Raw genomic sequence first — 24,356 nt, 5'->3', positions numbered from 1 at the left:
TGTTGTGTTCGACCACAGCCGTATACGCCCAATACATACTGAAGCCGTAATTCGATGGTAAGAACAAAATCCATTCAGGATCGAGAACGGTGACTGCCTGTTCAAAATTTCCAGTGGGGCTATTTTTAGAAGAAAACCTTATCGTCCGTTTTCAGGCTTTCAGTCATTTCCTTGATGTATTTTAGGTAAAAATTCACATTTGATAAGTTATTGAAACACAAAAACCCGCAGGTCCTTTCCTGCGGGTTCTTGCTGAAATTATAAAATTAGGCTCTAACCACATGAGGTATGTCGCTTGCATTTTCTATTATCTTCAATTTTACCAAGTGAGCTAAAATTGAGCTACAAAAAAAGCTTCAGTCGCAGCCCTGATTGCTTATCATGGTTTTAGATGAAGTAGCATGCTTTTCTAGTTTTCTCTTTTTCTCCTGTTCTCATTTTCTCTTATTCTATCGTTTTCCCACTGTCGGTAGAGCGAGTAATATAAATATAACTAAACTAATTATAGATAAAGTAGATATCCACTAGTTATTAGCACTCATACTAATTATTTTAAATACCAAATTATACAATTATATTACAAGCAATGTAAAAGTAATTAATGGAACCACAAAACAGGGAATGAGGTGATCCTCATTCCCTGTTATATTTATGAGCCGGCTAATGTTTGTGAAAATCCTTCTTGTAGTATAGCACCCCGTTAGTGGAAGAAGAGGCTTGATATCGGGGGTAATATCAATAACACTATTGATGTGAAAATAAGTAATTTTGATACTTTTTTTGAGAGTTTTTTTCTACTTTTCCCAATAAACCACGTAGACCATCCCCAACCACTAAATTGCAATTCGTTTTTATATAATACAAAAAATAAAATTAGTATAGCTACTTGAACCATCAATCCATATCCATTTCCATAATCAATGTTAACAGCTAATTTTGAGTAAATAAAATGTAAAAAACTCCCTAAGAATAATTCAAAAAATACAAAAACCACCAAAATAAAAGCTATTCGTATTAACTCAAATATTATCTTCACTAACTCGCTACCCACCTTTAAAACCTATTTTAACGTAAAACCTTATTCAACTTTTCTACCTACGTTATTTCAACAAAAACAGGACCGCCCGCAGCGATCCCATCTTTCACTCAAGCACCCGTTACTTCAATAAGATTTTTTAATCAATCAAACCCATATAGCGTTCAGCTGCGTACCCATCAACTGGATAATCATCTATCGTGACCGAGTTATAATAAAATTCTGGTAATGAACATTCTAAACTAATATATATTTCCCTTGGATTGATTTCTTCATCTTCCCATAATTCATCATGAAAAACATAGCCAATTTGTTTTGTATTTAAATCAAGTACAATGGGGTCCCCATTTAGACCGGAACCAATAATAAACAAACCATTATCAATGCATCGATTGTGTTCCTCGTATAAATTGTTATCAGGCATTTCATTTACTATATCAAAATAAACATGTTTAAATTGTACATTTTCTGTAAATGAAAAGTCTTTGAAAAAAGAAATTACATCTTCGGGAATCTGATAATCCTGAAAAAATTTCTTTGTTATGGAATTAAAGCCAACGTTATTAAGATTTTGTTTATCTATCTTCTCTAATGCCTTTCTAAATAACTCATTATCCATGTCTACCATCCTTTTTTTAATCAATATATCAATATACTATCATGCTGTTCTTAAACTATCCTGCCAGATAGTTCAACAAGAAAAAGACCGCTGCAGCGATCATCATCTTTAACTATTGCACCCGTTTGTTTAAGAACATTCCTTCACAAACTTATTTTCTCATGAAGGCTATTGATTCATATTAATATATATCAGACTGCCAGTCCTCCCACTTTTCTTTAATTTTTTTTATGAATGCTTTACCGCCAAAAGTAATAGAACCTTCGTGAGAAGCGTAAATCACCCAATTCATCTTCTCGCTAAACCAAATTTTCTCCCCGTATCCGTCCGCTGAGTAAAAGGGTTCGAGAGATACGGTATCAATTTCGTAGATAGAGTTTTCAAATTCGTTCATATCATAAATTGCCAAATCCCCAAGTTCCAAAATACTGTCTATAATAATTTGTACCTTTATTTCATCTTTCTTTTCTTCAATATCTAACTCTTTAAAAGCGGCAACATCTTCTCGCTTACATTTGTATAGTGGATACCAATAATGCTTTCCCATCTCTATATCCCACTTTTGTTCAAGGTTTTTAATAAGAATTGCTTGTTCTTCTTCAGAAATTTTTCTTTTGTTCATAATACCTCCGTAAATTAAACGACTAACAGTTAATTTTCTATAACCAATGTAGAATGTCCTTTTTTGTGGAAGAATCACTCTTTAGCTAACCTGCCACTTTACAATAAAAAAAGACCGCCATACGACGATCATGCTCCTTTTAGCTTCAATTCAGAAAAATGAACCAGCATAACATAATGGTTAGGTTCTCCATCTTCGACAATCTCACAGTAGCCAGATGCGTTTCTTATCTGTTAAAAAAAGGCTCCAATTGGAACCTCTCATTCAAAACCTTACTCGATCTCATTCTCCTTGATCTTTGCCATTACCCATTTAACATACATTCCATAACCTCTATATCCGTTGTGTGAAATTGAATCATTGCCGTTTGGTTGATAAAACCTCTCTCCACTTTCTAAACTCCTTTTCACCCAACCACCATTACAGATCCCTTGATCAACACAAAACTTCGTTGCCTCTGCTAATGTAGTAAACATTTTAACCGCTTTGCCATTGGGTTTAAATAATGCGATCCGCTTTTCTCTTTTCAATTGATTTGCCTCCTCTTATCCATTACTCAAAACCTTTTTCTATAGCTTGCTCGAGATCTTTACCGTATATTTGAATAGCAGAGAGAATCCGTTCAACAATCTCCGCATTATTTATTAACTTCAAAAGTTCCTTGTACTGTTCTGGAAAAATCAAACCTAACTTTTCCTCTGCAAGCTTTATATCCGATTCATGAACGCCTGGTTTCTTTTTTTTGATTAAATTCCGTACATTCTGCATTTAGATAAAACTCCTTAACCCATATATCTTTCATTATTATTAATTCAATAACAAATTTATCATTTCATTCTTCAAGTAACCTAATCCGTTAGCACAAAAAGAAAGCAGCCAAAAATGGCAGCTAGACCTTTAATATAATCCCTTGTTAGTTGAATAGTCCTTACTTTATTACACATAACAGTCCTATTTCACCTTACAATAATTGGAATGAATATGATGATTAAAGTGAAAACTAAACCTAAGTGCAGGGAAATAAGCACATTTTGATTCGTCCTCCATGCGATTCCTTGCCTTATCTCTTCCTTACCTCAGGTATCCTCCTGCCTGAGGATTTCTTTTAGGTAACTCCCACATAAAGATAGATGGATTTTCATTTTGTCGTTACAGTAACCTCCTACCTTTCGTTCAACAACTGCTGCCTAAAAAATAAGCAAATATAATTTAATCATTGGTAATAAATCTTCTCATTAAAAAATGACCGCCACTCAGACGGTCATATCCTTTAAGCTTCAACTCAGAAAAATGCACCAGTATTATTTTATGATTGGGTTTTCCCTATTCGACGATCTCACAATAACCAGATGCTTATTGATAAATCATTATATAATCTTTTTCTTGAAAAATTACAGGGAATTTTTTCACGATAACACATCCAATCACTTTTTCCTTGCTTATTTCATCAGATTGTCTCTAGACAGCCTGTGACAAATACCACGGAAAAAACTTACCATTTAGTTACTTGCTTTTTTTACTATTAGGTTCCTTTTTATTAACTCTTGCTTTAGTAGTTCAATAAAATCCCGATCGATGTTTTTGCTTCCGATTGCTTTCATATAGGCTTTTATCAATTCGTTATCGCTTACAATTTTAAGTGCTGCTCCCATGCTTTTCTCCCTATTGGATTTATTTGGTTAAACGGGAATACAGAAGCAATTATCCAACCAATTGGCGAAACAATAAATGGGGAAAAATACCTGTTTTAAATTTAAGTTACTCTTACTATGTTTCAATTGTTCTATTATAAGAGAGTCTGCGATGGCATAATTGTTAATTTTATAATTTTATTGTGCTCATTCAAGTAAACTGTTTCGTTAGTCGAATAAGAAAGAGGGCTTCCGCAGCAACCATGCTTCTTAAACTCAAGCCCCCGTTACTTTAAGAAGGATAATGTTTAAACATCATTAAGAAGTAATATTTTTAGAGAATAAAATACGGTCTTGTCCCAAACCTACGTAATTGGTACTTAAGGATACAGAAAAACCCATTGATTTATGGAATGAAATAGAACCTTCGTTGACTGGAGAAGTAATGCACCGAACAGTATTACAACCTAAGTTACGAACCTTAGTAAAAAACAATTCATAAAGTTCTCTTGCTAAACCGTTCTTCCTAAGTTTGGGATTAACACCCACGAAATGTATGTAGGCTTCATTTGAATGTGTTTGCGACACGAATCCAATTAGAAAAGCGGATAAAGCTTCATTATCTTCGGCTATAAAACTTGTTGATTGGAAATGTTCGAAAAACAGTCGAGGCAACAAATGTGTCATCTGTCGTCCACCCCACCAATCATTCAAAACATCAATTACTTTATAATAATCTTCTTCTATAATGTTTCGAGTGTTCATTAGAAACCTCCTTTCATTGGTCTAAATTCACAATATCATAATCTAAACTTTTTATTAAAGTAACCTGACACGTTTGTTGAAGAAGAAATAAAAGACCGCCGCAGCGATCATTTAGTGTTACCAGCCGGAATATGATCTTTTACTCAAGCACCCGTTTGTTTAATAAAAAACATGTTGCCTCTCATCCAGATTTTCTGTTTCGGAAACTCTGGATTATTCGTGAAATCGCAAGAAATAATGTAATAAAAATAATAGCTACAAGGTTCAGTATTAAATATTCAACTATAATGCCTGTAACAGTAAACGGTGTGTGCGTAACTAAACACATAACTATATCTATAATTATAAAAACAAGAGCCCCTATGATAAACGATTTCAACTTTATCACCTACCAATTAATTAATATGCGGTAGATAGAATCAATAGTCCTTCTTCAAATAGTCGAGTAGAATGGAGACTTTCTACCTTTCGGTAGATTGTACTCCACCCCCTCCCAGAACCGTGCTTGCACTATTAATGCACACGGCTCCTCCTAGTTACCATTCACATTTCTGCTATCCTTAATAGTTTTGTTTCCATCATTATTCCTACCTCAGAGTATAGTAAATGTGTCCCTATTAAGGTTGATAACTGGTAGCTAGCCTTTCCTCCATCGGCATTACCCAACTTCATTGGTACTACGCTGCTATCCGACTCCCTATTCGGCATTTGGCTTCCTTGCTTGTTATCGCTTGTACACCATACTCTTCCATTAAGAAAAGACCAATAGGGTCTCCCGAGTTGCCGTATCATATCAATGTGTAACGTGCCAAGGTCTCTGACTCCAGAGAGGTTTTATCCATCTTGCCTTATACGATGGATAAAATGTAGCTTTCTGTTGCAGGTAAAACATCAGCCCTCTCGTTTTACTAACATTATGGAGCTCAATCCCTTCAACCAATTGGCTTTCGGCCCATCACCTAACTGTCTACGCTTAAAGACTAAAGTTACCTTTAGCCCTCCAAGACTCGCTACGAGCGAATGGCTAGTTCTTACTCGACGGGAATCCCACCCGTTATATGATACGACCTAGGCTCGGCCGCACACCTGCTTCGTTAGTACGATAAAAAATAGCCACCAAAATGGCAGCTTGAACTTCAAGTTTTGCACCCGTTAGTTTGAGTATATTACTGCACAATCTCTTGGTGTACTTAAAACTCTCTGTTAATGAGATTATTCTTTCTTTGTATGTCACTGGCAATAATGTTCAAAAACCAATCTATCTACTTTCTGTTGCTTTAGCTTCGACTATTCATTTATAGCTATTTAACTACGCCAACAATCATGGAGGGTTCCTTCCAAAGTAATGCAGCTTTAGTCTAAGTCCGAAAGCAACATTCCATATATAATGCTATCTGTCCATTCACCCTTATTCCAAAAATCCTGAATGAAATGGGCTTCTTTTCTCATACCTATACGTTCACATAATTTTTGTGATGATTTATTTCTTGCATCAAGGTTGGCTTGTATACGATGCACATAAAACTCATCAAATAACTTCCTAACTAAACCACTCACTGCTTCTGAAGCGTAACCCCTTCCTGAAACTTTGTCAGAAAAGCTATAGCCAATTTCAACAGTATCTTTCATATCTGTGTACCGCGCAGATAAATCACCTATTACTTGAGTATGGTTTACTACTGCCAAACTTAAAGGTGTATCTTTTGTGAGTATACTATTTTCTAACTTTTTATTGAATTTTTCCTGCATATTTTCATATGTCCATTTATCATGCAAGAGATATCTACATGTATCCTCATTATTGTAAATATGGAATACATCTTGTATGTCGTCACTCCGATACGTCCTAATTGTTAATCTCTCAGTAAAAAATTCCAAAAATACTCCTCCTTCGATTGCCTGTTCAGCTAAACTGCCACGCTAGCACAAGAAGATAATGGAACTACCGCAGCGGTCTTTTCTTTAACTATTGCACCCGTTAGCCAACCATGCAGCGCAAAAAACGCGCTGCACCACAGCGAATGAAAATGCACTATAACCGTCAATACTGCAACTACGGCTGGGAGAAGAAGGTCGATAAGCTATGGTGCCATTAGAGCCCATCCGTTAGTCTGACTCCAACGACCACGGTGCATCACAGACTGTCGCTCCCTTACGGGAAGCACTTATGGGAGATTAATCCTATTCTGGTTATTGCACCAGCCTCCATTTAAATTTGCCGTAGAAAGGATGTTCTCAATGGAAGTTATCATTGAACGTGCATGCGGTATGGATGTCCATAAAGATAGTATTACTGCATGTATTATCACACCAGATGGAAAGGAGATTCAAACATTTTCAACCAAAACTGTTTTTCTATTAAAAATGATTGATTGGATTAAAGAACATGAGTGTACTCATGTGGCGATGGAAAGCACAGGTGTTTTTTGGAAACCGATTGTTAATATTCTTGAAGCCGAAGACATTGTGTTTTTAGTTGTGAATGCACAACATATGAAGGCAGTTCCGGGACGTAAAACAGATGTAAAAGACGCTGAATGGATTGCCAAGCTTCTTCGTCACGGATTACTTAAAGCTAGCTTCATTCCAGATCGAAATCAGCGAGAGCTACGAGAATTGGTTCGGTATCGTCGGAGTATTATTGAAGAACGTGCTAGACAGCATAATAGAATTCAGAAGGTTCTAGAGGGTGCTAATATTAAACTTGCTTCTGTGGTATCTGAAATCATGGGTGTTTCCTCTAAAGATATGCTTCGAGCCATAGGAAATGGTGAAGATGATCCTGTTAAACTAGCTAGTCTTGCTCGACGAACCTTAAAGAAAAAGAAAGACGATCTCGAACTCGCTCTTAAAGGTTATATTCGTCCTCATCAACGTATGATGATTCGAACGATTCTTACACACATAGATTTTCTAACCGAACAAATTGATATGCTTGATCAGGAAGTTTCCGAAAGAGTCAAATCATTTCAGGAAGATATTGAACGATTAGATTCGATTCCTGGGATTGCCACTCGTATGGCTGAACAAATTTTAGCTGAAATTGGACCCGACATCAAAAATCAGTTTCCAAGCGCAGCCCATTTATGTTCGTGGGCAGGACTAGTACCTGGACATAATGAGAGCGCTGGAAAAAGAAAGTCATCTAAATCTAAAAAGGGAAACAAATATTTAAAATCTGCTTTAACTGAAGCAGCCCAATCCGTCAGAGGATCTAAAAATTATCTTGGTCATATGTATAGACGAACGGCTGCACGAAAGGGAAGTAAAAAAGCAGCCATAGTCGTTGCCCATGCCATGTTAAGAATCTCCTACTATCTTTTAACTCGGAAAGAAATGTATGTTGACTTAGGAGAAGATTATTTTGATATTCAAAGACAGCAATCTATTGTTCGTCACTCTATGCGAAGACTTGAAAGTCTAGGTTATACAGTATCAGTAAAAGAACCTGAAGTTTCCTGATCCAATCTAACATATAACCATTACCAAAACTCAGGCGCTCTCCCTTTTTTTAAAACGATTGAGCTGCGTCTTCTTTAGTATTGCCATTTTCCTTGAAAGTCAGAATTTATTTTCATGGGAGTTAAAGAAGATATCAATATTTGAATGAAGAATTTTCTCTTATATTCAGAAGGATTTCATCTAAATCCTCTGGCTGTAAATTGGTGGTATTATAGAAAAAGCGTTTATCTATCCCTTTACTTTCAAATTCATTCACTAATTCTAAACATCTTACTCCCATCTGATTTTCTTTAATCCTTAAAGCATCTCTTCTCAACAGTTCATCACTATCCACCCATAAAACAACATATATAATTTCTACGTTCTTTGTCTTTACATAAATCTTTTGAGAAAATTTTTCTACTTCTTCTGGAAAAGCAACATAATCAATGATTACATTCTTAATTGCTTCAACAAAATTGATACTTAAGTCAGCTATATTTTCCCAAATTAGTGATAGTAATTCTTCACTTTCCCACGGTGGAAGGTATCCACCAATAACCATATGATTGATTAAATCACCTTCAATATAAGCACTATGGTCATACTGTTCAGCAAGTCTCATTGAAGTTGTGGATTTTCCAACTCCAGCTGGTCCAGATATTATATAAATTTTATTCAATATTTCCACCCACTTTTTATATGTACTTATGGAATTCAATGTTAAAGCCTTGAATTCCTTGTTAAACTAAACTGCCTCTTTAGCACAATAAGAAAATGGGATCGCCGCAGCCATCCCATCATACATAAGTACCCGTTTAGTGAAAAATGCATTTTTAGCACCAAGTACCATCTAAATATTTTATACGATGCCCATAATGAACATGCCAATGCATATGCTTATTGCTCTGATACTCACCTAAATTAGTTGATACAGTACAGGCACCGTACTTGTCGTTTATGTGTTTTGATACTTTCTGAATAACTGAAAATAAATCGTTCATCACATCTTTATCTTCTGGTTTCACATCGATAAGTGAAGTAATGTGTTTTTTGGGGATTACCACGATATGTACATCATAAAAAGGACGGGTATGATAAAAGGCTAGAGTATTCTCAGTTTCCAACACTTTCTCCACTGCTGTCTTACCACTTAAAACTTCGTCACAATAAAAATCTTCAACACCATTTGCCAATAATAACAACTCCCAAATATTTTTATAACCCAATACTTATACGACAAATCCCACCTTTTTTCCTCTAATTGAAAGTAATATAGAGAAAATTTTCCTTCTTGAACTATCCTGCCCTTTAGCTTAATAAGAACTGCCGTTTCAATTTCGTCAATCAGGTCAATAATTTCTGTAAAAGGAAATTATTAGAAGAGATGAAACTTGTTATAATCTAAAGCGTGAGAAATGTATGAAGCTGATAAACGAATTGAAGGTTTTTCGTCGCAAACATTAAGGAGTCAAGCTAAATGAAAGATCAGATTGATGAACTAACGCTATTATTATTGTATCTAACATCGTTTAAAGAGGATTTGGGTTTTGAAGAAGTTCTAAGGAGTTGGGAAGGTTACCCTTTTGACTCCCTTAACGAATTATCTGAAGATGATTTCATTCGAAGCAGCAAGCGTTCAAAATCTGTTTATCTAACAGACAAAGGAAAAGATCATGCAAAAGAGCTTATGAAAAAATATAATATAAAAGGGCAGTAAGGGAAATCTCAATGATGAGATTTCCCCCAAACCTATGTATGTTTTTAGACTCTAGCCCAGTTAGTTAAAAACCATAATTGATTGTATATCTCTCTAGCCTTAAACATCAACTTCCTCTAATTTCTCTCCTTCAGAAGGTATTGCTGCAAAAAGAATTTTGTCCGGCACCTCTCTGTGAACTCTTGATAGACGCAATTCTGTTGCCGTTGATATAATAGAATCTGTATGAAATAAAAGGGAGGAAATAAAATGAAAAAGTGGGTAAGTGCCCTGTTATTGTCGATTTCCTTGATAACAGGAATCAGCGTCCCGAACTTGGAAGTTTCGGCAGCGACGCATCAGACGTATGTCCAAATTATCAGCATTAAAAATCCGGCTGCTAGAAACAGTATGGAGACGTTAACAGCAAAAGTTTCGCCGAATTCAACCGCGTACATAGCCGTTCATTACAAAAGTGGTCTAAGCAAAGCGAAGGGTTTGGGACCTAAGCGCTCTAATTCTAAAGGGTATGTATCTTGGTCGTGGCATGTGGGCGGAAACACGACGATTGGTTCTGTTCCTGTCACCGTGACATGCAAAGGTCACACCGCCAGCACAAAGTTCAGGGTGGTTCACTAGGAATATTGCAACTATCCGCTGCGCTAATTAACTTGGGGGAATTTTGCTTTTTAGCACCAAAATAACAAGGAGTTGCTGCCGCAACTCCTTGTTAAGCTAACCTGCTCCTTTAGCTTAATAACGATATTGAAAAAGGGCTGCCGAAACAGCCCATTTGTTGTGAAACTAAAGCCCTCTTTCATAGTGTTCAAATTTATCTAAAATAACTTACTTTGAGAACACGTCTTAAAATTAAAAACACAATTAATGATACCATCATACTAGTTTGAAATTGAGAATCATTAATAGTATGAAAGAAGTATCTCAAACTAATAAAAAATAATGCAACTACTATTGCAGTGCTGAAAAAAATGACCTTTTTCATTTTCTTTCCCCTTTTATGCTTTCTTGTTTATATACCATATATGATATATCAATTTAGTTTTAATTTCTCTATTTACCATTTTCTTCTTCAATTAACCTGATCCTTTAGTTGAAGAACGAAAAAAAGATTGCCGCAGCAACCCGATTGTTCAACATAAGCACCCGTTTAAATACAACACTTCACAATCTTGGGTTATTGTTGAAGTGAAGAGGTTTTATGAAATTAGGCGGTAATTGACAAAACATAAAAAAATCGACTTTAAAAAGTCGATTTTTTCAATCCACGGATCATTTCACCCCTGCATGCATGGGTATGTGTTTTAGACTGGATGGTTTTCTCCCCGTTCACGAAAACGTGGTTGATCCCGTCCGGGTATTGCATCGGGTCCTGATAGGTCGCGGTATCATAAATGGAGTCCGGATTAAAAACCACAAGATCCGCCTTGTATCCCGGAAGAAGCAGTCCGCGCTTATCCAGTTTAAAGCGTCTTGCCGGAAACGAGGTCATTTTTCGGACCGCCTCTTCCAGGGAGATCAAACGCTTTTCCCGCACATAAGTCGAGAAAACCCTCGGGAATGTTCCGAAAAGCCGGGGATGAGGTTTTCCTGTTTCGCACGTAAGACTGTCGGAGACAAATAGGGAATGGTCCCATTGGATGACTTTCTCCACATCCCGATCCGCCATATGAAAATAGACGATGCTAATCTTTCCGTCTTCTTCCAGCAATAAGTCAAGCGCGCATTCTCTTGGGTCAATTCCTCTCATTTCGCTGATCTCCAGAATGCTTTTTGCTTCCAGGTGTTTGTTCTTTTCGGTCACAAGTGCGGAAATTATGACCGCCTGCCAGCCTGTTGAACAAACCAGGTTATCCCACGTGTCCTGTTCTTCCCCGAGTTCTTCGATGACTCTCTTTCGAATAGAAGGTTCTCTCAGCCGCTCAAGCGTCGCGCCAATTCCGCCTTCCAGCACCCACGGAGGAAGGACGGTTGTTAAGGATGTGGAACCCGCCGTATATGGATAGACATCAGCGGTAATGTCGTGACCCTTCGCTCTCGAATCCTCGATCATTTCCATCGCCTGTTCGACCTGCCCCCAGTACCGTTTCCCGGCAGATTTCAAATGGCTTGCCTGAAAAGGAACCCCGCTTTTCTCCGCAATCCAGATGACTTCTTTTAAGGAAGGGATGAGGCTTTTCCCTTCCCCGCGCACGTGTGCGGAAAGTAAACCATCATATTTCGGAAGGACGCTGCAAAGTTCCGCGATTTCTTCTTTTGTGGAGTAACTCCCGGGAACATACATCAAACCGAGCGATAATCCGATCGCTCCTGCCCTCAGCCCTTCTTCGAGCAGGTCTTTCATGAGCTGTAATTCCTGCTTGGTCGCCGGACGGTTTTCAAACCCCATCACCGCAATCCGAAGCGCCCCGTGCGCCACATAGGTCGCGATATTCCCGGACGGGGAAGCGCCTTGAACAAAATCCAAATATTCGCCAACTGTTTTCCAGTTGAAGCGGGATTCGAATTTCCCTAATATCGGCTGGACATAATCATGAAGAAGCCCGCTTGTTTTTTGAAAAACCGGAGCAGGTGCGATGCCGCAGTTTCCAACGACCTCTGTTGTTACGCCCTGCTGCAGCTTGATTTCGCTCTCCGGATGTTTCAGAATCATTAAATCCGAATGGCAGTGCCCGTCAATGAATCCGGGGGAGACGACCTGACGCTTCGCATCCACCACCGTTCGTGCTTCCTGATTTACTTTCCCGACCTGAACGATCACGCCGTCCTTAACCGCCACATCCCCGTAAAACCAGGAGTTCCCGGTTCCATCGACGATTTTCCCGTTTTGAATGAGGAGGTCTAACATTTCGCCGCCTCCGTGGTTTGAAATTGAGGAAGGTAGGCGGCATTGGCAGACAATAGTTCATCCAGCACCTTCTTCGCGATGGTTGCCGACCCGACCAACGGATGAACCACAAGCGCCTGAAGTGCTGCGGAATAACTTCCCGTTACCGCCGCTTCCACCGCCAGTTCCTCATACGCTTTGACGGCTTGAAGAAGTCCTCTGATTTGCGGAGAAATGTTGGTCGAAAGTTGCACCGGAACTCCGCCTTCTGAACCAATCACACAGTTGACTTCGACACTCGCATCGTCTGGAAGGCACGAAATTACCCCGTTGTTTCTCACATTGATCGTCTGGATATCCCGCTTATTATTGTAGATGGAGCTCATCAAGTTTAATGCTGCTTCCGAGTAATAGGCGCCGCCCCGCTGCTCCAATTGCTTCGGTTTGACGGACAGGTTCACATCCTTGTAAAGCTCGAACAATTCCGCTTCGACCTTTTTCACCTCATCCGCCCGCGTTCTGCCTTCCGCCAGTTTTTTCAGCTGGTCTTCTAGCATTTGGTCACGAAGATAAAAATAACGGTGATAATCACAAGGAAGCGCGCCGAGCGAGCGGACAAATTCACCGTCCCAAGGGAAGTTCGGGATATTCTTCACGGATTGCCCTTTGCTTTCGATGACTGTATCCGTCACCTTTTGTGTCACATCTTGTCCGTCCAGCCATACTCGGGTCGTCCACGTCAGGTGGTTGATCCCGACCATTTCCACTTCAATCCGGCTCACGTCGACTTCCAGCATGTTCGCAAACTTCATCCGGTTCCCGATCGGTAGATTACACAAACCGACCGTTTTAATGGTGCTGTGCTTTAGAACGGCTTCCGTCACGAGTCCCGCCGGATTCGTGAAGTTAATCAAAAAAGCATTCGGTGCCAATTCTTCCATGTCGCGGCAGATTCCCAAGATAACTGGAATCGTCCGAAGCGCCTTGGCAAATCCCCCGGCACCGGTTGTTTCCTGTCCGATCAAACCATATTTTAAGGGAATTCTCTCATCCCTTGAACGGGCGTCGAGCATGCCGACACGAAGCTGCGTCGAAACGAAATCGGCACCTTTGATCGCTTCCCGTCTGTCAAGGGTCGTCACAATCGAAATCGGCAGATTGGCTTTTTCGACCATTCTTTTTGCCAACGCTCCGTTGATCTCCAGTTTGGTCCGACCTTCTTCAATATCCGCAAGGTAGAGCTCTTTTACCGGAAATTCATAGTGCCGTTTGATGATTCCTTCCACCAATTCCGGTGTGTAAGAAGAACCTCCGCCGATGACTGCCATTTTTAAACCGTTCATCTTATACCCTCTCCTTTTTCTTTAAAATGGTCTTCCATTTCGTCTGTCACGGGGATACCCAGCGCATCCAACCCGAGCATGACACTTCCGAAAACAGGCTCTATTTCCGGAATGGTGAGAACCATTCCCGGGAACTCCTCTTTCATGCATGCGTTTAGCGATGCGAGCAAATGTTCGCTTTTTCCTATTTGAAAAACCGAACCGACCGCAACGACCGGAATTTTTTCCGGAAAATCGCCTAGTCTCCGGACAACCGCACATGCCGAGAGTCCAAGCTCACGTCCGCATTTTCGAAGGATATCAATCGAAACTTTGTCCCCTTTTTCTGCCGACTCATGAAGGACAACCGAAAGATCGTTCGGCACTTTTCTCACGTCGCGGTCCAGGAAGTCATTCACCAGCACTTCAAAGGAAGACTTTTTAAAATAGTCTGCGATTGCTTGCGGCAATATGGATTCCTCGACCCTTCCGTCCCAAGAACGGACGGCGGCGCGGAAAGCTTCCATCGCAAGAAAGCTCCCTCCTGCCGCATCCCCGTATAGATACCCGCCGATTCCGCCGACCTGGACCGTTTCGCCGGAACAATTCCGTCCGACCGCATTGGTTCCAGTCCCACAGATGAGAACGACCCCGACATTGTCTTTGGTTCCAGCACGAAGTCCTTCATACGTATCGCACACCAAGTCCCATTGTTTAAAGGATAACGCTTCAAGTGCTGGTCGAAGGATGGAAAAATCAATATCCCTGTCCGCTCCGGCAAGTCCGAATTGACAATAACTGATCGTGGAAGGCGTGAGCCCTGCTTTTAAAAGCGCTTCCGTTGTGGACTCCCTTATCCGCTCTATCGCCGTATCGATCCCGACGGATTGATGATTGCTTCCCTGAGATTTTCCGGATGAGATGAATCTTCCGTGTTCATCGACAATGACGGTGAGTGTCTTTGTTCCTCCCCCGTCTACTCCCATGATATAACGCATTATTCTTTCACCCCTCCTGCTGTTAGTCCGCCGACAATATGCCGGTAAAAGAAGAGGGAAATAATGACGGGTGCGAGAGAGGCAATGAATCCTCCCGCTGTCATCGGACCCCAGTCCAGACTGTTTTTGCCGATGAATTCGCGGATAATGACCGGCAGCGTCTTCGCTGCCGGCGTCGCCGTCAACGCACTCGCGAAGGTAAATTCGTCCCACGCATTTAAGAGGACAAAGATGCCGGTTGCGGCAATCCCCGGCATCGCGAGAGGAAGTATCACCTTAAACATGGTCTGAAATTTATTGCACCCATCCACTAATGCCGATTCCTCCAGCTCTTTTGGAATCGCTTGAAAAAATCCTGTTAAGAGCCATATCGCAAAGGGGAGAGAAATTGTTGTGTAAATAACAATCAGTGCCCACGGCGTATCGAGAAGCGGCGGTGTGGTAAAAAATCCGAGATCAATTCCGTTGCGCATCATCATGTAAACGGGTACGATGATGCTCATCGCAGGCATGATCTGCATAATTAAGATGACAAAAAGTGCCGTCATTCGAAAAGGGAAATTGATCCTCGCAAAGGCATAGGAAGCTAAAATCGAAATCACAAGAGTGAAAATGGCGGTCATGACGCCGACAAACACACTATTTCTTAGTGCCGGAACAAAATCCCCGGAGCCGTTCCGGAACAAGGACTCAAAATTGCTCCACGTCACATGACTCGGAAGCAGATTCCCGCTGATCAAATCCCTTGTTTCAGACAGGGACGATGAAAAAAGATATAGGAAGGGAATCAAGGTGAAACAAGCAAAAAGAAACAGACCGAGCCATAAGTAAAATGGAGGAATCAAATTATTGTTTTTTACTTTAAACCATCTATTCATAACTTCACCCCTCTATTGTTTTTCTGTATTGCGCTTCAAGAGCACAATATACATAACGGCGAGTAAGAGGACGAAGAAGGTTTGGATCAACGCCATCGCCGAAGCCTTGCCGAGGTAAAAATATCGGAACCCTAGATTGAACGTCAGGTAAGAGACGGAAGTCGTCGCATCGCCCGTGAATACGGTAAGGACGTCATACACTTTGAAAGCCCCAACGAGACGAAGGATCGTCGCAATTAAGATCGTCGGCATGAGCTGCGGAATCGTCACATAGCGGATTTTTTTCCAGAACCCCGCTCCGTCGAGCATCGCTGCCTCATACAGTGTGTCTGGGATGGATTGAAATCCTGCCAAGAGCATGAGCGTCATAAACGGCGTCATTTTCCATATATCCGCAATAATCGCAAAGAAGATCACATTGTCGCTTGTGGCAAGCCACACAGGGTTTTGGTTCGGTCCTAAAATGTGGAGGTCATGCAAAATCACACTGAATGCTCCGTAACCGGGCTGATAAATCCAATCCCACAAAAGACCATTGACGAGCGTCAAAAGTGCCCACGGGATAATAATGAGGGCGCGGAAGAACATTTGCCCCTTGAATCTTTGGTTCAATAGAAGCGCACAGAAGAATCCCAGAACCAGTTCAACCACAACGGAAACCAGGGTGAAGAGCCAGGTCCGCCTGAAGGCAAGCCAAAAATCGGAGTCATGAAAAATATCCGTATAATTTTTTATCCCTATGTATTTTGTATCGCTTCCATCCATCAGGTTGTAGTGATAAAAACTCCAGATGATGGTCTCATAGATGGGATAAATAAAAATCTTGCAAAGAATGACCGCTGCCGGAAGAATGAGCAGCAGGGCAAACAACCAGTCACGCTTTTTTGCTTTCGAAATGTTTCTGAACATTGTATTCCTCCTTAAAAAAGGCGGGACGGTTCAAAAATGAACCCCCCGCCTGATGAATTAATTGTTTGCCATAACGTCTTTCATCTTCTGTGCAGCTGTGTCTAAAGCTTGCTTCGGCGTTTCTTGACCAAGCAAGGCTTTATGCAATTCAGCGGCTAACGTATCTGCCCATTCGACGTATCCTGGTACGCTTGGTCGGTTGACAGCGTATTTGTACTGTTCAGCTAATTTCGTCGCCATTTTGGTGGTATCAGCCGCTTGGAAATCCGGGCTGTTATAAAGCTCTTTCGTGGCTGGGAAGTCTCCGTTGCCTGTATATTCTTTCAACTGATACTGTTTGCCTTCCATCCATTTGATTAACGCAAGAGCTGCTTCCTTGTGTTTGCTGTGCGTAGAAATCCCAAGTCCTTCCGTACCGGTTACAGAAGTGGAAACCACACCGTTTCCATTACCAGGGATTAAAGCCACATCTGTCTGATTCACCACTTTTGACTTCGTCGGGTCGTTCAGCATCGGATAAAGTCCTTCGAAGCTCGCCGTCATCGCAAATTGTCCCGCTGCAAACGCGGTTTTCTCATCGGAACCGGACCATTGGACGCTTCCCGGTGCCACATATCCGTTTTTGTATAGATCCACCATGTATTGAAGCGCTTTTACACCTGTCTCATCATTAAATGTCGGCTGACCTTTGTCGTCTAGGAGCTTGCCTCCGAAAGCGGTATCGAACATGATGAAGCTGATGCTCAAGTTTTCCGCCTGTTTCCATGCTCCGCCGAATGCGGTGATTCCTTTTGCTTTTAATTTTTTGGCATCTTGTGAAAACTCATCCCACGTTTTAGGCGGCGCTGAAATTCCCGCTTTTGCCAGCATATCTTTATTGAAGTATAAGTGTGTCGTCGAAGAATATTGCGGCAACGCCATCAGATGACCTTGATAGACATTAGATGTTAAAGCCGAATCTGTGTACAGATTTTGGAAATCCTTTGGAACGACATTGGTTAAATCTTCGGTAATCTTCGCTTTATAGAATTGACCTGACCAGATGGTATCCATATCGAACAGGTCGACATCCGAATCACCCGCCATCGCAGCGGTCGTGATTTTAGAATACAAGGAGTTGTAATCGACGCCCTGTTCCACGACCTTGATCCCTGTTTCTTTCGTGAATTGTTGTAGCAATTGTGTCTTCGAACTATCCGGTCCTGGTGTGTTCACCCAAAGAATCGTGACGGTCTGACCCTTTAGAGACGGGTCGCTTGTTTTGTTCCAATCCAGTTCCGATGTTTTGGTTGGAGTTTTGGTGTCAGAACCAGCATTCGAACTGGTCGGTGCCCCTCCGCATGCAGCAAGGGAAGCGGTTAAACCGCCCGCTAGAATAAGGGAGAACACTTTCTTTTTGGATAAAACATTGAATGGGAATCGCTTCATTTTATGTATCGCCTGCCTTTTTATTGGAATAGTTGACCATATATACGTTCACTATAAATCGTTTAATTCCTTGCTTTTTGAACGGCTTCGACAAATAGAGCCGCTCTTTTTTGGATCGTCTCCACATCCCCGTTCATCAGACTCCCGCCGACGCCTGCCGCAATCGCTCCGGCTCGAATGAAAGAATCGATGTTTTCTAGATTCACCCCGCCGGTCGGAATCATTGGAACCTGCGGGCAAGGAGCTTTCAGGTCCTTTAAGAATTGGGCACCAAGCGTTCCTGCTGGGAATATTTTCACCGCATCCGCGCCGTGTTCCAGCGCCGTCAGTGCTTCTGTCGGTGTCATGACACCAGGGATGGCGATTTTGCCGTAACGAAGCGCCGTTTTCACGACATCCGCATGAAAGCTCGGGCTGAAGATAAACTCCGCTCCGGAATGAATGGCTTGATAAGCCGCATAGCCGTCCAGTACCGTTCCGGCGCCGACGAGCGCCTCTTCGCCGTAGCGATTGGATAACGTTTTGATCACTTGGTAAGCATCCGGTGAATCCACCGTTACTTCCAGTGCCGTAACACCTCCTGATACAAGCGCATCGGCGATTTTCTCTGCCTGATCCGCACTTACACGCCGGATTACGGCAATCACGCCTCCTCGGGCTAAGGTTTCGAGCTTTTTTGCTTTAGGAAACATATGTGCACCTCCTTAACGTGTCACTTGATTTTCTTTTTGGAATAAATCTTCTGCGTACGGATAGCCTTCGAAATCGCCTTCCGTACTGAGGGCAAAGGCACCAACCTGATTTGCTAGTTGCACGGATTTTGTTACGTTCCATCCCCGAAGCTGTCCGGACAGGAACCCTGCGGCGAATCCATCTCCAGCCCCTACGGTATCGACAATGGTCTTGACTTCGACTCCTGGGACGTATTCCGACAAGTTTTTCGTCCGGACGTAAGCGCCTTTTTCTCCTAGTTTCACGACAACCGTTTCGCAATTCCCCTGAAGCAGCATCGATGCGATTTCCTCCGGTCTCGTTTCACCGGTTAAAATCTCCCCTTCATCCAGTCCCGGAAGAACGATGTCGGACCGAAGGGCGATACGCAGCAGTTCTTCTTTCGCCTCTTCTTTGCTCCAAAGTTTCAGGCGGATATTCGGGTCAAACACCACTTTGACATGATTCTCTCGTGCAATCGTAATTGCGGTATGCACCGCTTCTCTCGCAGATTCGCTGATGGCGGCGGTAATCCCAGTGATATGTAGATATTTCGCACGTGCAATCAATCGTTCATCTATGTCACCAGGAGATAAGGCGCTTGCTGCAGAGTGCTTTCGATAATAATAAACATTCGGATCACCGCCCGGACGTCTTTCTTTAAAGAAGACAGCCGTTGGACGTTCGGTGTCAAACACAACGTTTGATGTGTCAACCCCTTCTCCGCGGATGGTGTTTCGGACAAACCTTCCAAATTCGTCATTTCCGAGACGGCTAAACCAGACGACTTCATGCCCTAATCGCGATAGCGCAACGGCAACATTTGATTCGGCGCCTCCGATCGTTTTCTGAAAAGAAGAAACGAATCGGAGCGGTCCGTTAGACTGGGGAACGAAGAGAACCATCGTTTCCCCAAATGTGACGACATCTATGCCCATCTTTATCCCTCAATTTCTGCGATGACATCAATTTCAACCAGGATGTTGGCAAGACCGCTTTGAACGGTTGTTCGAACCGGATGAGGAGCCGGGAAAAATTCCTGGTACACTTTGTTGTATTCTTCGAAATCAGCTAAATCCTGAAGATGGGCAGTTACTTTTACGACGTCTTTCATCGACGCTCCGCCAGCTTCCAAAATGGTTTGGATATTGGTCAAGACTTGTCTTGTTTGGGCAGCTGGTCCTTCCGGAACCGTGCCTGTCTGAACATTTAGCGGACCCTGACCTGCCACATAAACCGTGTTTCCTACTTTAATTCCTTGTGAATAAGATGCCACCGGCATTGGGGCTAAAGTGGTTTTGATTTCTTTTTTCATATTAAATCTCTCCTTTTATTTTTCTATTAATCTATTTTTCTAATACGGAACGAAGAAACTGCTTCGTTCTTTCTTCCTTTGGAGCAGAGAAAATCTCATTCGGCGACCCTTCTTCGATGATGCCGCCGTCTGCCATGACAATCACCCGGTCCGCCACTTCACGGGCGAAATTCATTTCGTGCGTGACGACAACCATTGTCATCCCTTCCTTGGCAAGCTGCTTCATGACATTCAACACTTCTCCGACAAGCTCAGGATCAAGGGCGGAAGTCGGTTCATCAAACAGCATGGCTTTCGGCTTCATGGCAAGAGCCCTTGCAATCGCGATTCGCTGCTGCTGACCTCCCGATAGCTGAGTCGGGAAAGCTGCTTTCTTATCCGAAAGACCTACTTTTGCCAGAAGTTCATCAACGGTCTTATCGGCATCGGATCCAGATACGCTAAGCGCATGCATCGGACCAAGAGTGATATTATCCTTTACCGAAAGATGAGGGAATAGGTTGAAGGATTGGAATACCATCCCGACCTTCTTTCGCATTTCACGGACAGATGATTTCTTCTCCTGCATCACTTCCCCATCAATCGAGATCTCGCCAGAATCAATTTTCTCCAGTTTATTGATGCAACGGAGCAGTGTGCTCTTACCGGAACCGGAAGGACCAATAATGACCACCACTTGCCCTACTTTTACTTCAAGCGATACATCTTCTAGTACGACATGCTTCCCGTATGACTTCTTGATGTTTTTTAATTCAATCATGCCTGTGCTCTCCTTTCCATCCAGCCAACGAACAACGAAAGCGGGTAACAAATAATAAAGTAAATTGCTGCAACCGCAAGGTACGCTTCCGTGATATGGGAAGAATTAATGTTCCCAACCACCTGCCCTTGTTTTAATAGCTCCACATATCCGATGATCATGGCAAGCGAGGTGTCTTTAATCATCCCGATTAGGAATCCGACGAGCGGAGGGAGGGACACTTTCATCGCCTGAGGAAGAATCACTTTTCGCATGATGACTCCATACGAAAGCCCCAATGATTCTGCTGCCTCATACTGACCTTTCGACACAGCTTCAAGTCCGGAACGAACGATTTCCGCAATGAAGGCTCCTGAATTAAGAGCAAAAACCCAAAAGACGGCTTGAAAGGCAGAAATGTTGAAGCCAAGATAGGCAGGAACAAAGTAAGCAAAAAACAGCTGCATCAAAAGTGGTGAGCCCCGAAAAATTTCAATGTACACCTTGAACGGAGCTTTTAACCAAAGGTATTTACTGTGTTGGATCATCCCGACAATCAATCCGATGATGGTGCCTGCCAGAATCGCCATTATAGAAATTTCTATGGTTACGACGGTTCCTTGCCAAAAGAGGAGTCGATATTGCCATACAGTACTGAAATCCATGCGACCCTACCTCCTGTTCACATTCGGGAAAAACCGCCGGTTTACCCATTTTAAAATTAGAATCGAAATGATTGCTACGACGTAGTAGATGATAATAACAAAGGTGTCCGTTTCCATCACCCTTGCGTTTTCTGAGTTAAAAATAGAAGAAACCTGTGTCAATTCCCGGACATCCAGCACAGAGAGCAAACTTGTGCCGAAAAGGACCATAATGAATTGGTTCGATAGAGCCGGAAATACATTCCTGATCGCTTGCGGCATAATCACCAAACGAAGGATCTGGAATTTCGTCAAACCGATCGTCTCTGCCGCTTCCCATTGCCCTTTCACAACCGCCCGAATCCCCGAACGGATAATTTCCGATATGTACGCAGCATTGTTCAACATTAATGCGAGTATTCCGGCAAGGAGAGCCGGAAGATAAATATGAAATTGCGGCAATCCAAAATAAATCAAGAAAATTTGAACCAATATGGGTGTATTCCGCATGACTTCCACATAAATCGTCGCAAGAGGATACAGAATCGGGTATTTCTGATGGCGAATAATCGCAAGCAAGCTTCCGAGTGCCATGGCAAGAAGAAACGAAACGAGTGTAATCCAGCAGGTAGTCCAAGTGGCTCTTAATAAATCAGGCAATTGCCTGATAGCCGTTCCCCAGTCAAAAAACATGTTCATCGCCCCTTTTAAAAGGTTCCTGTCAGTAACCCTGACAGGAACCGCCTATCATTAATATTGAGGGTTCAAGCTATATGGCATTTCGGTTCCAAACCACTTTTTATATAGATCTTTATTCGTTCCGTCATTATTGATTTGGAAAAGGAACAAGTTCAGGTAATTTAACCAGTCCTGATCGCCTTTTTTCACACCGAATGCGTTGTATTCAAGACTCGTTGCCGAATCACCGACCACTTGTAAGTCAGTATTTTGTTTTGCTTGGAAAGCAAGGAAGTTGGAATCTTCCATGAATGCATCAGCTTGTCCATTCTTGACAGCTGTGATTGCCTCAGCAGAAGTAGAGAAGAAAACCGTCTGAGCCTTTGGAGAAGCTTTTTTGACGATATCAGCATTGGTCGAACCTTTGACAACCGCTAGCTTTTTGTTATTCATATCCGCGACGCCTTTGACCGAACTTCCTTTTTTCACAATCAAACGCTCACCTGCTACGATATACGGATTGGTAAAATCAATCTTCTGGGCGCGCTCAAGCGTACGGGTGAAGTTTCCGATAACAAGATCCACTTTTCCTGTTTCCAAACTTGGAATACGGGCATCCGCCGTCACATCCACCAATGTCAAATCCTTAGCTGGATCCAGACCTAGTGATGTAGCAACTGCTTTTGCCATGTCCACATCATATCCTTCTGGGTTACCGGAGGTATCTTTCGTACCAAATGGCGGGAATGAAAGAATAACCCCAACGGTCAAATGATGGTTCTTCAACACTTTTTGTAGCGTGCCTGTATCACTTACCGTCTTGCTGCTTGCACTTGCAGAGGTAGTTGTGCTGGATGCAGCGTTATCTCCTCCGGTCGCTGCGCAGGCTGATAAAGAAACCGCTAATAATCCAGCAACGATAATACCGCCTAACTTTTTGATTTTCCTCATTAATATTACCCCTCTCTTATGTACGTTTATTTATTCTTCCCCCGTGCACTGACAGGGAAAGTGGTTACCACTTCTTCACCTCGAACGGCGATTAGTTCATCACAAAGATTTGGAATCATGCACGAATGGTTCGGAATCACCGTCAATTTCTGACCGATGGAAAGCTTCAGGGATTCAGGAAATCTAAGATACCCGTGCTCTTCATTTAATTTGTAAATTTCGATTTCCGGATGTTCCACCACATATCCGTGTCCGGTCGCAAAAGAGGCGGTATCGGACGTGAGGGTTTTCGACCCTGCATCAATAACGGCACGCCCCGGAGCGGCAGCGCTTACAACGGTCACAATGACACGAAGCGCGCATTCATCGACATTGGCTAACCCTGTCGCCAGCTGTGCCTGGTCATGGAAGATGTAATTGCCTGCCCGCACTTCTGTTATGCCATGCATGTTGCCGGCAAATTTAGAAGAAATGGAAGACCCTCCGCTCACTTCGCGGATCTCAAATCCTGCTTCGCGGAGTGCATTGGCGGTGCCCGCTAGTGTATTCGCCTCTTCCTCTGCCATCTCCCGGATCCTTTCTTGATCATTCAAGCCGTAAATCTGACCGGCGTAGGAAAGGATTCCCATGATATCGATGCCAGGAAGATCTGCGATGGACTTGGCAAATAAAACCGTATCCTCGCCGGGTTGACGTCCGCAGCGTCCGATACCTCCATCGACTTCAATGTAAACCTGCACTTTTTTGCCAATTTTCTCTCCCACAGTGGACAATCCTTCTGCCACTTCGCGGCTGTCTGCGACCGTTTTAATGTCGATTTTCTTCATAAGGGCTTCAAAGCGACCTAAATTCTTTTCTCCGATCACTGGAAACGCCAGTAAGATGTCGTCGAATCCTTCGGCAGCAAATATCTCGGCTTCCCCAAGCTTCGCACAGGTAATCCCCTTTGTACCCGCTGCTTTCTGCATGTTGGCAAGGAAGACGGATTTATGGGTTTTAATATGCGGGCGGTGTTTCAAACCCGCTTTTTTGACGATATCCGCCATGTTGTTGATATTTTTTTCCACGATGTCCAAATCGACAATCGCAGCAGGTGTATCCAAGTTTTGAATCATGTTTCTATCC

At 42.4% G+C, this 24,356-nt stretch carries 26 protein-coding genes; 3 read left to right on the top strand and 23 right to left on the bottom strand.

Annotated features, from left to right (window positions below; genetic code table 11):
- Positions 1-1,175: 1,175 nt before the first annotated feature.
- The 7 genes from ACZ5XR_RS11685 to ACZ5XR_RS11655 form a co-directional block, all read right to left on the bottom strand.
- A complete protein-coding gene (locus ACZ5XR_RS11685) occupies positions 1,176-1,655 on the bottom strand; it encodes a hypothetical protein (protein WP_464501824.1) in 480 nt (159 codons plus the stop codon).
- A 181-nt stretch (positions 1,656-1,836) separates the two neighbouring features.
- A complete protein-coding gene (locus ACZ5XR_RS11680; RefSeq protein WP_464501823.1) occupies positions 1,837-2,277 on the bottom strand; it encodes a hypothetical protein in 441 nt (146 codons plus the stop codon).
- A 272-nt stretch (positions 2,278-2,549) separates the two neighbouring features.
- A complete protein-coding gene (locus ACZ5XR_RS11675; protein ID WP_464501822.1) occupies positions 2,550-2,807 on the bottom strand; it encodes a hypothetical protein in 258 nt (85 codons plus the stop codon).
- A gap of 22 nt (positions 2,808-2,829) precedes the next feature.
- Entirely contained in the window at positions 2,830-3,045 is a 216-nt protein-coding gene (locus ACZ5XR_RS11670) for an SMI1/KNR4 family protein (RefSeq protein ID WP_464501821.1), read from the bottom strand.
- Between the two features lie 731 nt (positions 3,046-3,776).
- Positions 3,777-3,929: a sporulation histidine kinase inhibitor Sda gene (gene sda, locus ACZ5XR_RS11665; protein WP_464501820.1), complete on the bottom strand. Its 153-nt coding sequence runs from the start codon at positions 3,927-3,929 to the stop codon at positions 3,777-3,779.
- A gap of 297 nt (positions 3,930-4,226) precedes the next feature.
- Complete coding sequence (locus tag ACZ5XR_RS11660; protein WP_464501819.1) at positions 4,227-4,673, bottom strand: GNAT family N-acetyltransferase; 447 nt, start codon at positions 4,671-4,673, stop codon at positions 4,227-4,229.
- 1,353 nt (positions 4,674-6,026) lie between these two features.
- Positions 6,027-6,551, bottom strand: coding sequence for a GNAT family N-acetyltransferase (locus tag ACZ5XR_RS11655; protein WP_464501818.1), 525 nt, complete (start codon positions 6,549-6,551; stop codon positions 6,027-6,029).
- A gap of 360 nt (positions 6,552-6,911) precedes the next feature.
- Between ACZ5XR_RS11655 and ACZ5XR_RS11650 the strand changes: the two genes are divergently transcribed.
- Positions 6,912-8,135: an IS110 family RNA-guided transposase gene (locus ACZ5XR_RS11650; RefSeq protein WP_464496974.1), complete on the top strand. Its 1,224-nt coding sequence runs from the start codon at positions 6,912-6,914 to the stop codon at positions 8,133-8,135.
- Between the two features lie 133 nt (positions 8,136-8,268).
- Here the strand turns inward: ACZ5XR_RS11650 and ACZ5XR_RS11645 are convergent, their stop codons facing one another.
- Positions 8,269-8,805, bottom strand: coding sequence for an AAA family ATPase (locus ACZ5XR_RS11645; RefSeq protein ID WP_464501817.1), 537 nt, complete (start codon positions 8,803-8,805; stop codon positions 8,269-8,271).
- A gap of 145 nt (positions 8,806-8,950) precedes the next feature.
- Positions 8,951-9,310, bottom strand: a complete 360-nt coding sequence (locus ACZ5XR_RS11640; RefSeq protein WP_464501816.1) for an HIT family protein — start codon at positions 9,308-9,310, stop codon at positions 8,951-8,953.
- Between the two features lie 284 nt (positions 9,311-9,594).
- Between ACZ5XR_RS11640 and ACZ5XR_RS11635 the strand changes: the two genes are divergently transcribed.
- Both ACZ5XR_RS11635 and ACZ5XR_RS11630 read left to right on the top strand, forming a co-directional pair.
- Complete coding sequence (locus tag ACZ5XR_RS11635) at positions 9,595-9,834, top strand: DUF6429 family protein (RefSeq protein ID WP_464501815.1); 240 nt, start codon at positions 9,595-9,597, stop codon at positions 9,832-9,834.
- Between the two features lie 249 nt (positions 9,835-10,083).
- A complete protein-coding gene (locus ACZ5XR_RS11630) occupies positions 10,084-10,452 on the top strand; it encodes a hypothetical protein (protein ID WP_464501814.1) in 369 nt (122 codons plus the stop codon).
- Between the two features lie 622 nt (positions 10,453-11,074).
- Here ACZ5XR_RS11630 and ACZ5XR_RS11625 read toward each other — a convergent pair.
- From ACZ5XR_RS11625 to ACZ5XR_RS11560, 14 genes are all read right to left on the bottom strand, one after another.
- A complete protein-coding gene (locus ACZ5XR_RS11625; RefSeq protein WP_464501813.1) occupies positions 11,075-12,679 on the bottom strand; it encodes an N-acyl-D-amino-acid deacylase family protein in 1,605 nt (534 codons plus the stop codon).
- A complete protein-coding gene (locus ACZ5XR_RS11620) occupies positions 12,673-14,001 on the bottom strand; it encodes a 6-phospho-beta-glucosidase (RefSeq protein WP_464501812.1) in 1,329 nt (442 codons plus the stop codon). The genes ACZ5XR_RS11625 and ACZ5XR_RS11620 overlap by 7 nt, the downstream gene beginning before the upstream one ends.
- Positions 13,998-14,978 carry an N-acetylglucosamine kinase gene (locus ACZ5XR_RS11615; RefSeq protein WP_464501811.1) on the bottom strand — a complete coding sequence of 327 codons (981 nt, stop codon included), beginning with the start codon at positions 14,976-14,978 and terminating at the stop codon, positions 13,998-14,000. The genes ACZ5XR_RS11620 and ACZ5XR_RS11615 overlap by 4 nt, the downstream gene beginning before the upstream one ends.
- Complete coding sequence (locus tag ACZ5XR_RS11610) at positions 14,978-15,856, bottom strand: carbohydrate ABC transporter permease (protein ID WP_464501810.1); 879 nt, start codon at positions 15,854-15,856, stop codon at positions 14,978-14,980. The genes ACZ5XR_RS11615 and ACZ5XR_RS11610 overlap by 1 nt, the downstream gene beginning before the upstream one ends.
- Positions 15,857-15,868: 12 nt before the next feature.
- On the bottom strand, positions 15,869-16,765 hold the full coding sequence (locus ACZ5XR_RS11605) for a carbohydrate ABC transporter permease (RefSeq protein WP_464501809.1): 897 nt from the start codon (positions 16,763-16,765) through the stop codon (positions 15,869-15,871).
- 57 nt (positions 16,766-16,822) lie between these two features.
- Positions 16,823-18,193 (bottom strand): ABC transporter substrate-binding protein, encoded by a 1,371-nt coding sequence (locus ACZ5XR_RS11600; protein WP_464501808.1) that lies wholly within the window; start codon positions 18,191-18,193, stop codon positions 16,823-16,825.
- A gap of 62 nt (positions 18,194-18,255) precedes the next feature.
- Complete coding sequence (locus ACZ5XR_RS11595; RefSeq protein ID WP_464501807.1) at positions 18,256-18,885, bottom strand: bifunctional 4-hydroxy-2-oxoglutarate aldolase/2-dehydro-3-deoxy-phosphogluconate aldolase; 630 nt, start codon at positions 18,883-18,885, stop codon at positions 18,256-18,258.
- 12 nt (positions 18,886-18,897) lie between these two features.
- A complete protein-coding gene (locus tag ACZ5XR_RS11590; RefSeq protein ID WP_464501806.1) occupies positions 18,898-19,842 on the bottom strand; it encodes a sugar kinase in 945 nt (314 codons plus the stop codon).
- Positions 19,843-19,844: 2 nt separating this feature from the next.
- The gene (locus ACZ5XR_RS11585; protein ID WP_464501805.1) at positions 19,845-20,219 is read right to left on the bottom strand and encodes a RidA family protein; all 375 of its coding nucleotides are present in this window, start codon (positions 20,217-20,219) and stop codon (positions 19,845-19,847) included.
- Positions 20,220-20,250: 31 nt separating this feature from the next.
- Positions 20,251-20,979, bottom strand: coding sequence for an amino acid ABC transporter ATP-binding protein (locus tag ACZ5XR_RS11580; RefSeq protein WP_464501804.1), 729 nt, complete (start codon positions 20,977-20,979; stop codon positions 20,251-20,253).
- Entirely contained in the window at positions 20,976-21,623 is a 648-nt protein-coding gene (locus ACZ5XR_RS11575) for an amino acid ABC transporter permease (protein ID WP_464501803.1), read from the bottom strand. The genes ACZ5XR_RS11580 and ACZ5XR_RS11575 overlap by 4 nt, the downstream gene beginning before the upstream one ends.
- Positions 21,624-21,629: 6 nt before the next feature.
- Positions 21,630-22,295 carry an amino acid ABC transporter permease gene (locus ACZ5XR_RS11570; RefSeq protein WP_464501802.1) on the bottom strand — a complete coding sequence of 222 codons (666 nt, stop codon included), beginning with the start codon at positions 22,293-22,295 and terminating at the stop codon, positions 21,630-21,632.
- Positions 22,296-22,352: 57 nt separating this feature from the next.
- Entirely contained in the window at positions 22,353-23,231 is an 879-nt protein-coding gene (locus ACZ5XR_RS11565; RefSeq protein WP_464501801.1) for a transporter substrate-binding domain-containing protein, read from the bottom strand.
- A gap of 26 nt (positions 23,232-23,257) precedes the next feature.
- Positions 23,258-24,346: an alanine racemase gene (locus ACZ5XR_RS11560; protein ID WP_464501800.1), complete on the bottom strand. Its 1,089-nt coding sequence runs from the start codon at positions 24,344-24,346 to the stop codon at positions 23,258-23,260.
- Positions 24,347-24,356: the final 10 nt, after the last annotated feature.

It is taken from the genome of Neobacillus sp. Fa239, from assembly GCF_055395235.1.
The sequence above is the reverse complement of the archived record's forward strand: the minus strand, read 5'-3'. Positions and strand labels throughout refer to the sequence as shown.

Bases quoted from the DNA above. Each gene is read 5' to 3' on its own strand.
- ACZ5XR_RS11635 (WP_464501815.1), top strand. From the start codon at position 9,595: ATGAAAGATCAGATTGATGAACTAACGCTATTATTATTGTATCTAACA.
- ACZ5XR_RS11585 (WP_464501805.1), bottom strand. From the start codon at position 20,219: ATGAAAAAAGAAATCAAAACCACTTTAGCCCCAATGCCGGTGGCATCT.
- ACZ5XR_RS11605 (WP_464501809.1), bottom strand. From the start codon at position 16,765: ATGTTCAGAAACATTTCGAAAGCAAAAAAGCGTGACTGGTTGTTTGCC.
- ACZ5XR_RS11575 (WP_464501803.1), bottom strand. From the start codon at position 21,623: ATGGATTTCAGTACTGTATGGCAATATCGACTCCTCTTTTGGCAAGGA.
- ACZ5XR_RS11620 (WP_464501812.1), bottom strand. From the start codon at position 14,001: ATGAACGGTTTAAAAATGGCAGTCATCGGCGGAGGTTCTTCTTACACA.
- ACZ5XR_RS11615 (WP_464501811.1), bottom strand. From the start codon at position 14,978: ATGCGTTATATCATGGGAGTAGACGGGGGAGGAACAAAGACACTCACC.
- ACZ5XR_RS11650 (WP_464496974.1), top strand. From the start codon at position 6,912: ATGGAAGTTATCATTGAACGTGCATGCGGTATGGATGTCCATAAAGAT.
- ACZ5XR_RS11600 (WP_464501808.1), bottom strand. From the start codon at position 18,193: ATGAAGCGATTCCCATTCAATGTTTTATCCAAAAAGAAAGTGTTCTCC.
- ACZ5XR_RS11580 (WP_464501804.1), bottom strand. From the start codon at position 20,979: ATGATTGAATTAAAAAACATCAAGAAGTCATACGGGAAGCATGTCGTA.
- ACZ5XR_RS11610 (WP_464501810.1), bottom strand. From the start codon at position 15,856: ATGAATAGATGGTTTAAAGTAAAAAACAATAATTTGATTCCTCCATTT.
- ACZ5XR_RS11570 (WP_464501802.1), bottom strand. From the start codon at position 22,295: ATGTTTTTTGACTGGGGAACGGCTATCAGGCAATTGCCTGATTTATTA.
- sda (WP_464501820.1), bottom strand. From the start codon at position 3,929: ATGGGAGCAGCACTTAAAATTGTAAGCGATAACGAATTGATAAAAGCC.
- ACZ5XR_RS11590 (WP_464501806.1), bottom strand. From the start codon at position 19,842: ATGGGCATAGATGTCGTCACATTTGGGGAAACGATGGTTCTCTTCGTT.
- ACZ5XR_RS11560 (WP_464501800.1), bottom strand. From the start codon at position 24,346: ATGATTCAAAACTTGGATACACCTGCTGCGATTGTCGATTTGGACATC.
- ACZ5XR_RS11685 (WP_464501824.1), bottom strand. From the start codon at position 1,655: ATGGATAATGAGTTATTTAGAAAGGCATTAGAGAAGATAGATAAACAA.
- ACZ5XR_RS11565 (WP_464501801.1), bottom strand. From the start codon at position 23,231: ATGAGGAAAATCAAAAAGTTAGGCGGTATTATCGTTGCTGGATTATTA.
- ACZ5XR_RS11595 (WP_464501807.1), bottom strand. From the start codon at position 18,885: ATGTTTCCTAAAGCAAAAAAGCTCGAAACCTTAGCCCGAGGAGGCGTG.
- ACZ5XR_RS11625 (WP_464501813.1), bottom strand. From the start codon at position 12,679: ATGTTAGACCTCCTCATTCAAAACGGGAAAATCGTCGATGGAACCGGG.
- ACZ5XR_RS11660 (WP_464501819.1), bottom strand. From the start codon at position 4,673: ATGAACACTCGAAACATTATAGAAGAAGATTATTATAAAGTAATTGAT.
- ACZ5XR_RS11670 (WP_464501821.1), bottom strand. From the start codon at position 3,045: ATGCAGAATGTACGGAATTTAATCAAAAAAAAGAAACCAGGCGTTCAT.
- ACZ5XR_RS11680 (WP_464501823.1), bottom strand. From the start codon at position 2,277: ATGAACAAAAGAAAAATTTCTGAAGAAGAACAAGCAATTCTTATTAAA.
- ACZ5XR_RS11630 (WP_464501814.1), top strand. From the start codon at position 10,084: ATGAAAAAGTGGGTAAGTGCCCTGTTATTGTCGATTTCCTTGATAACA.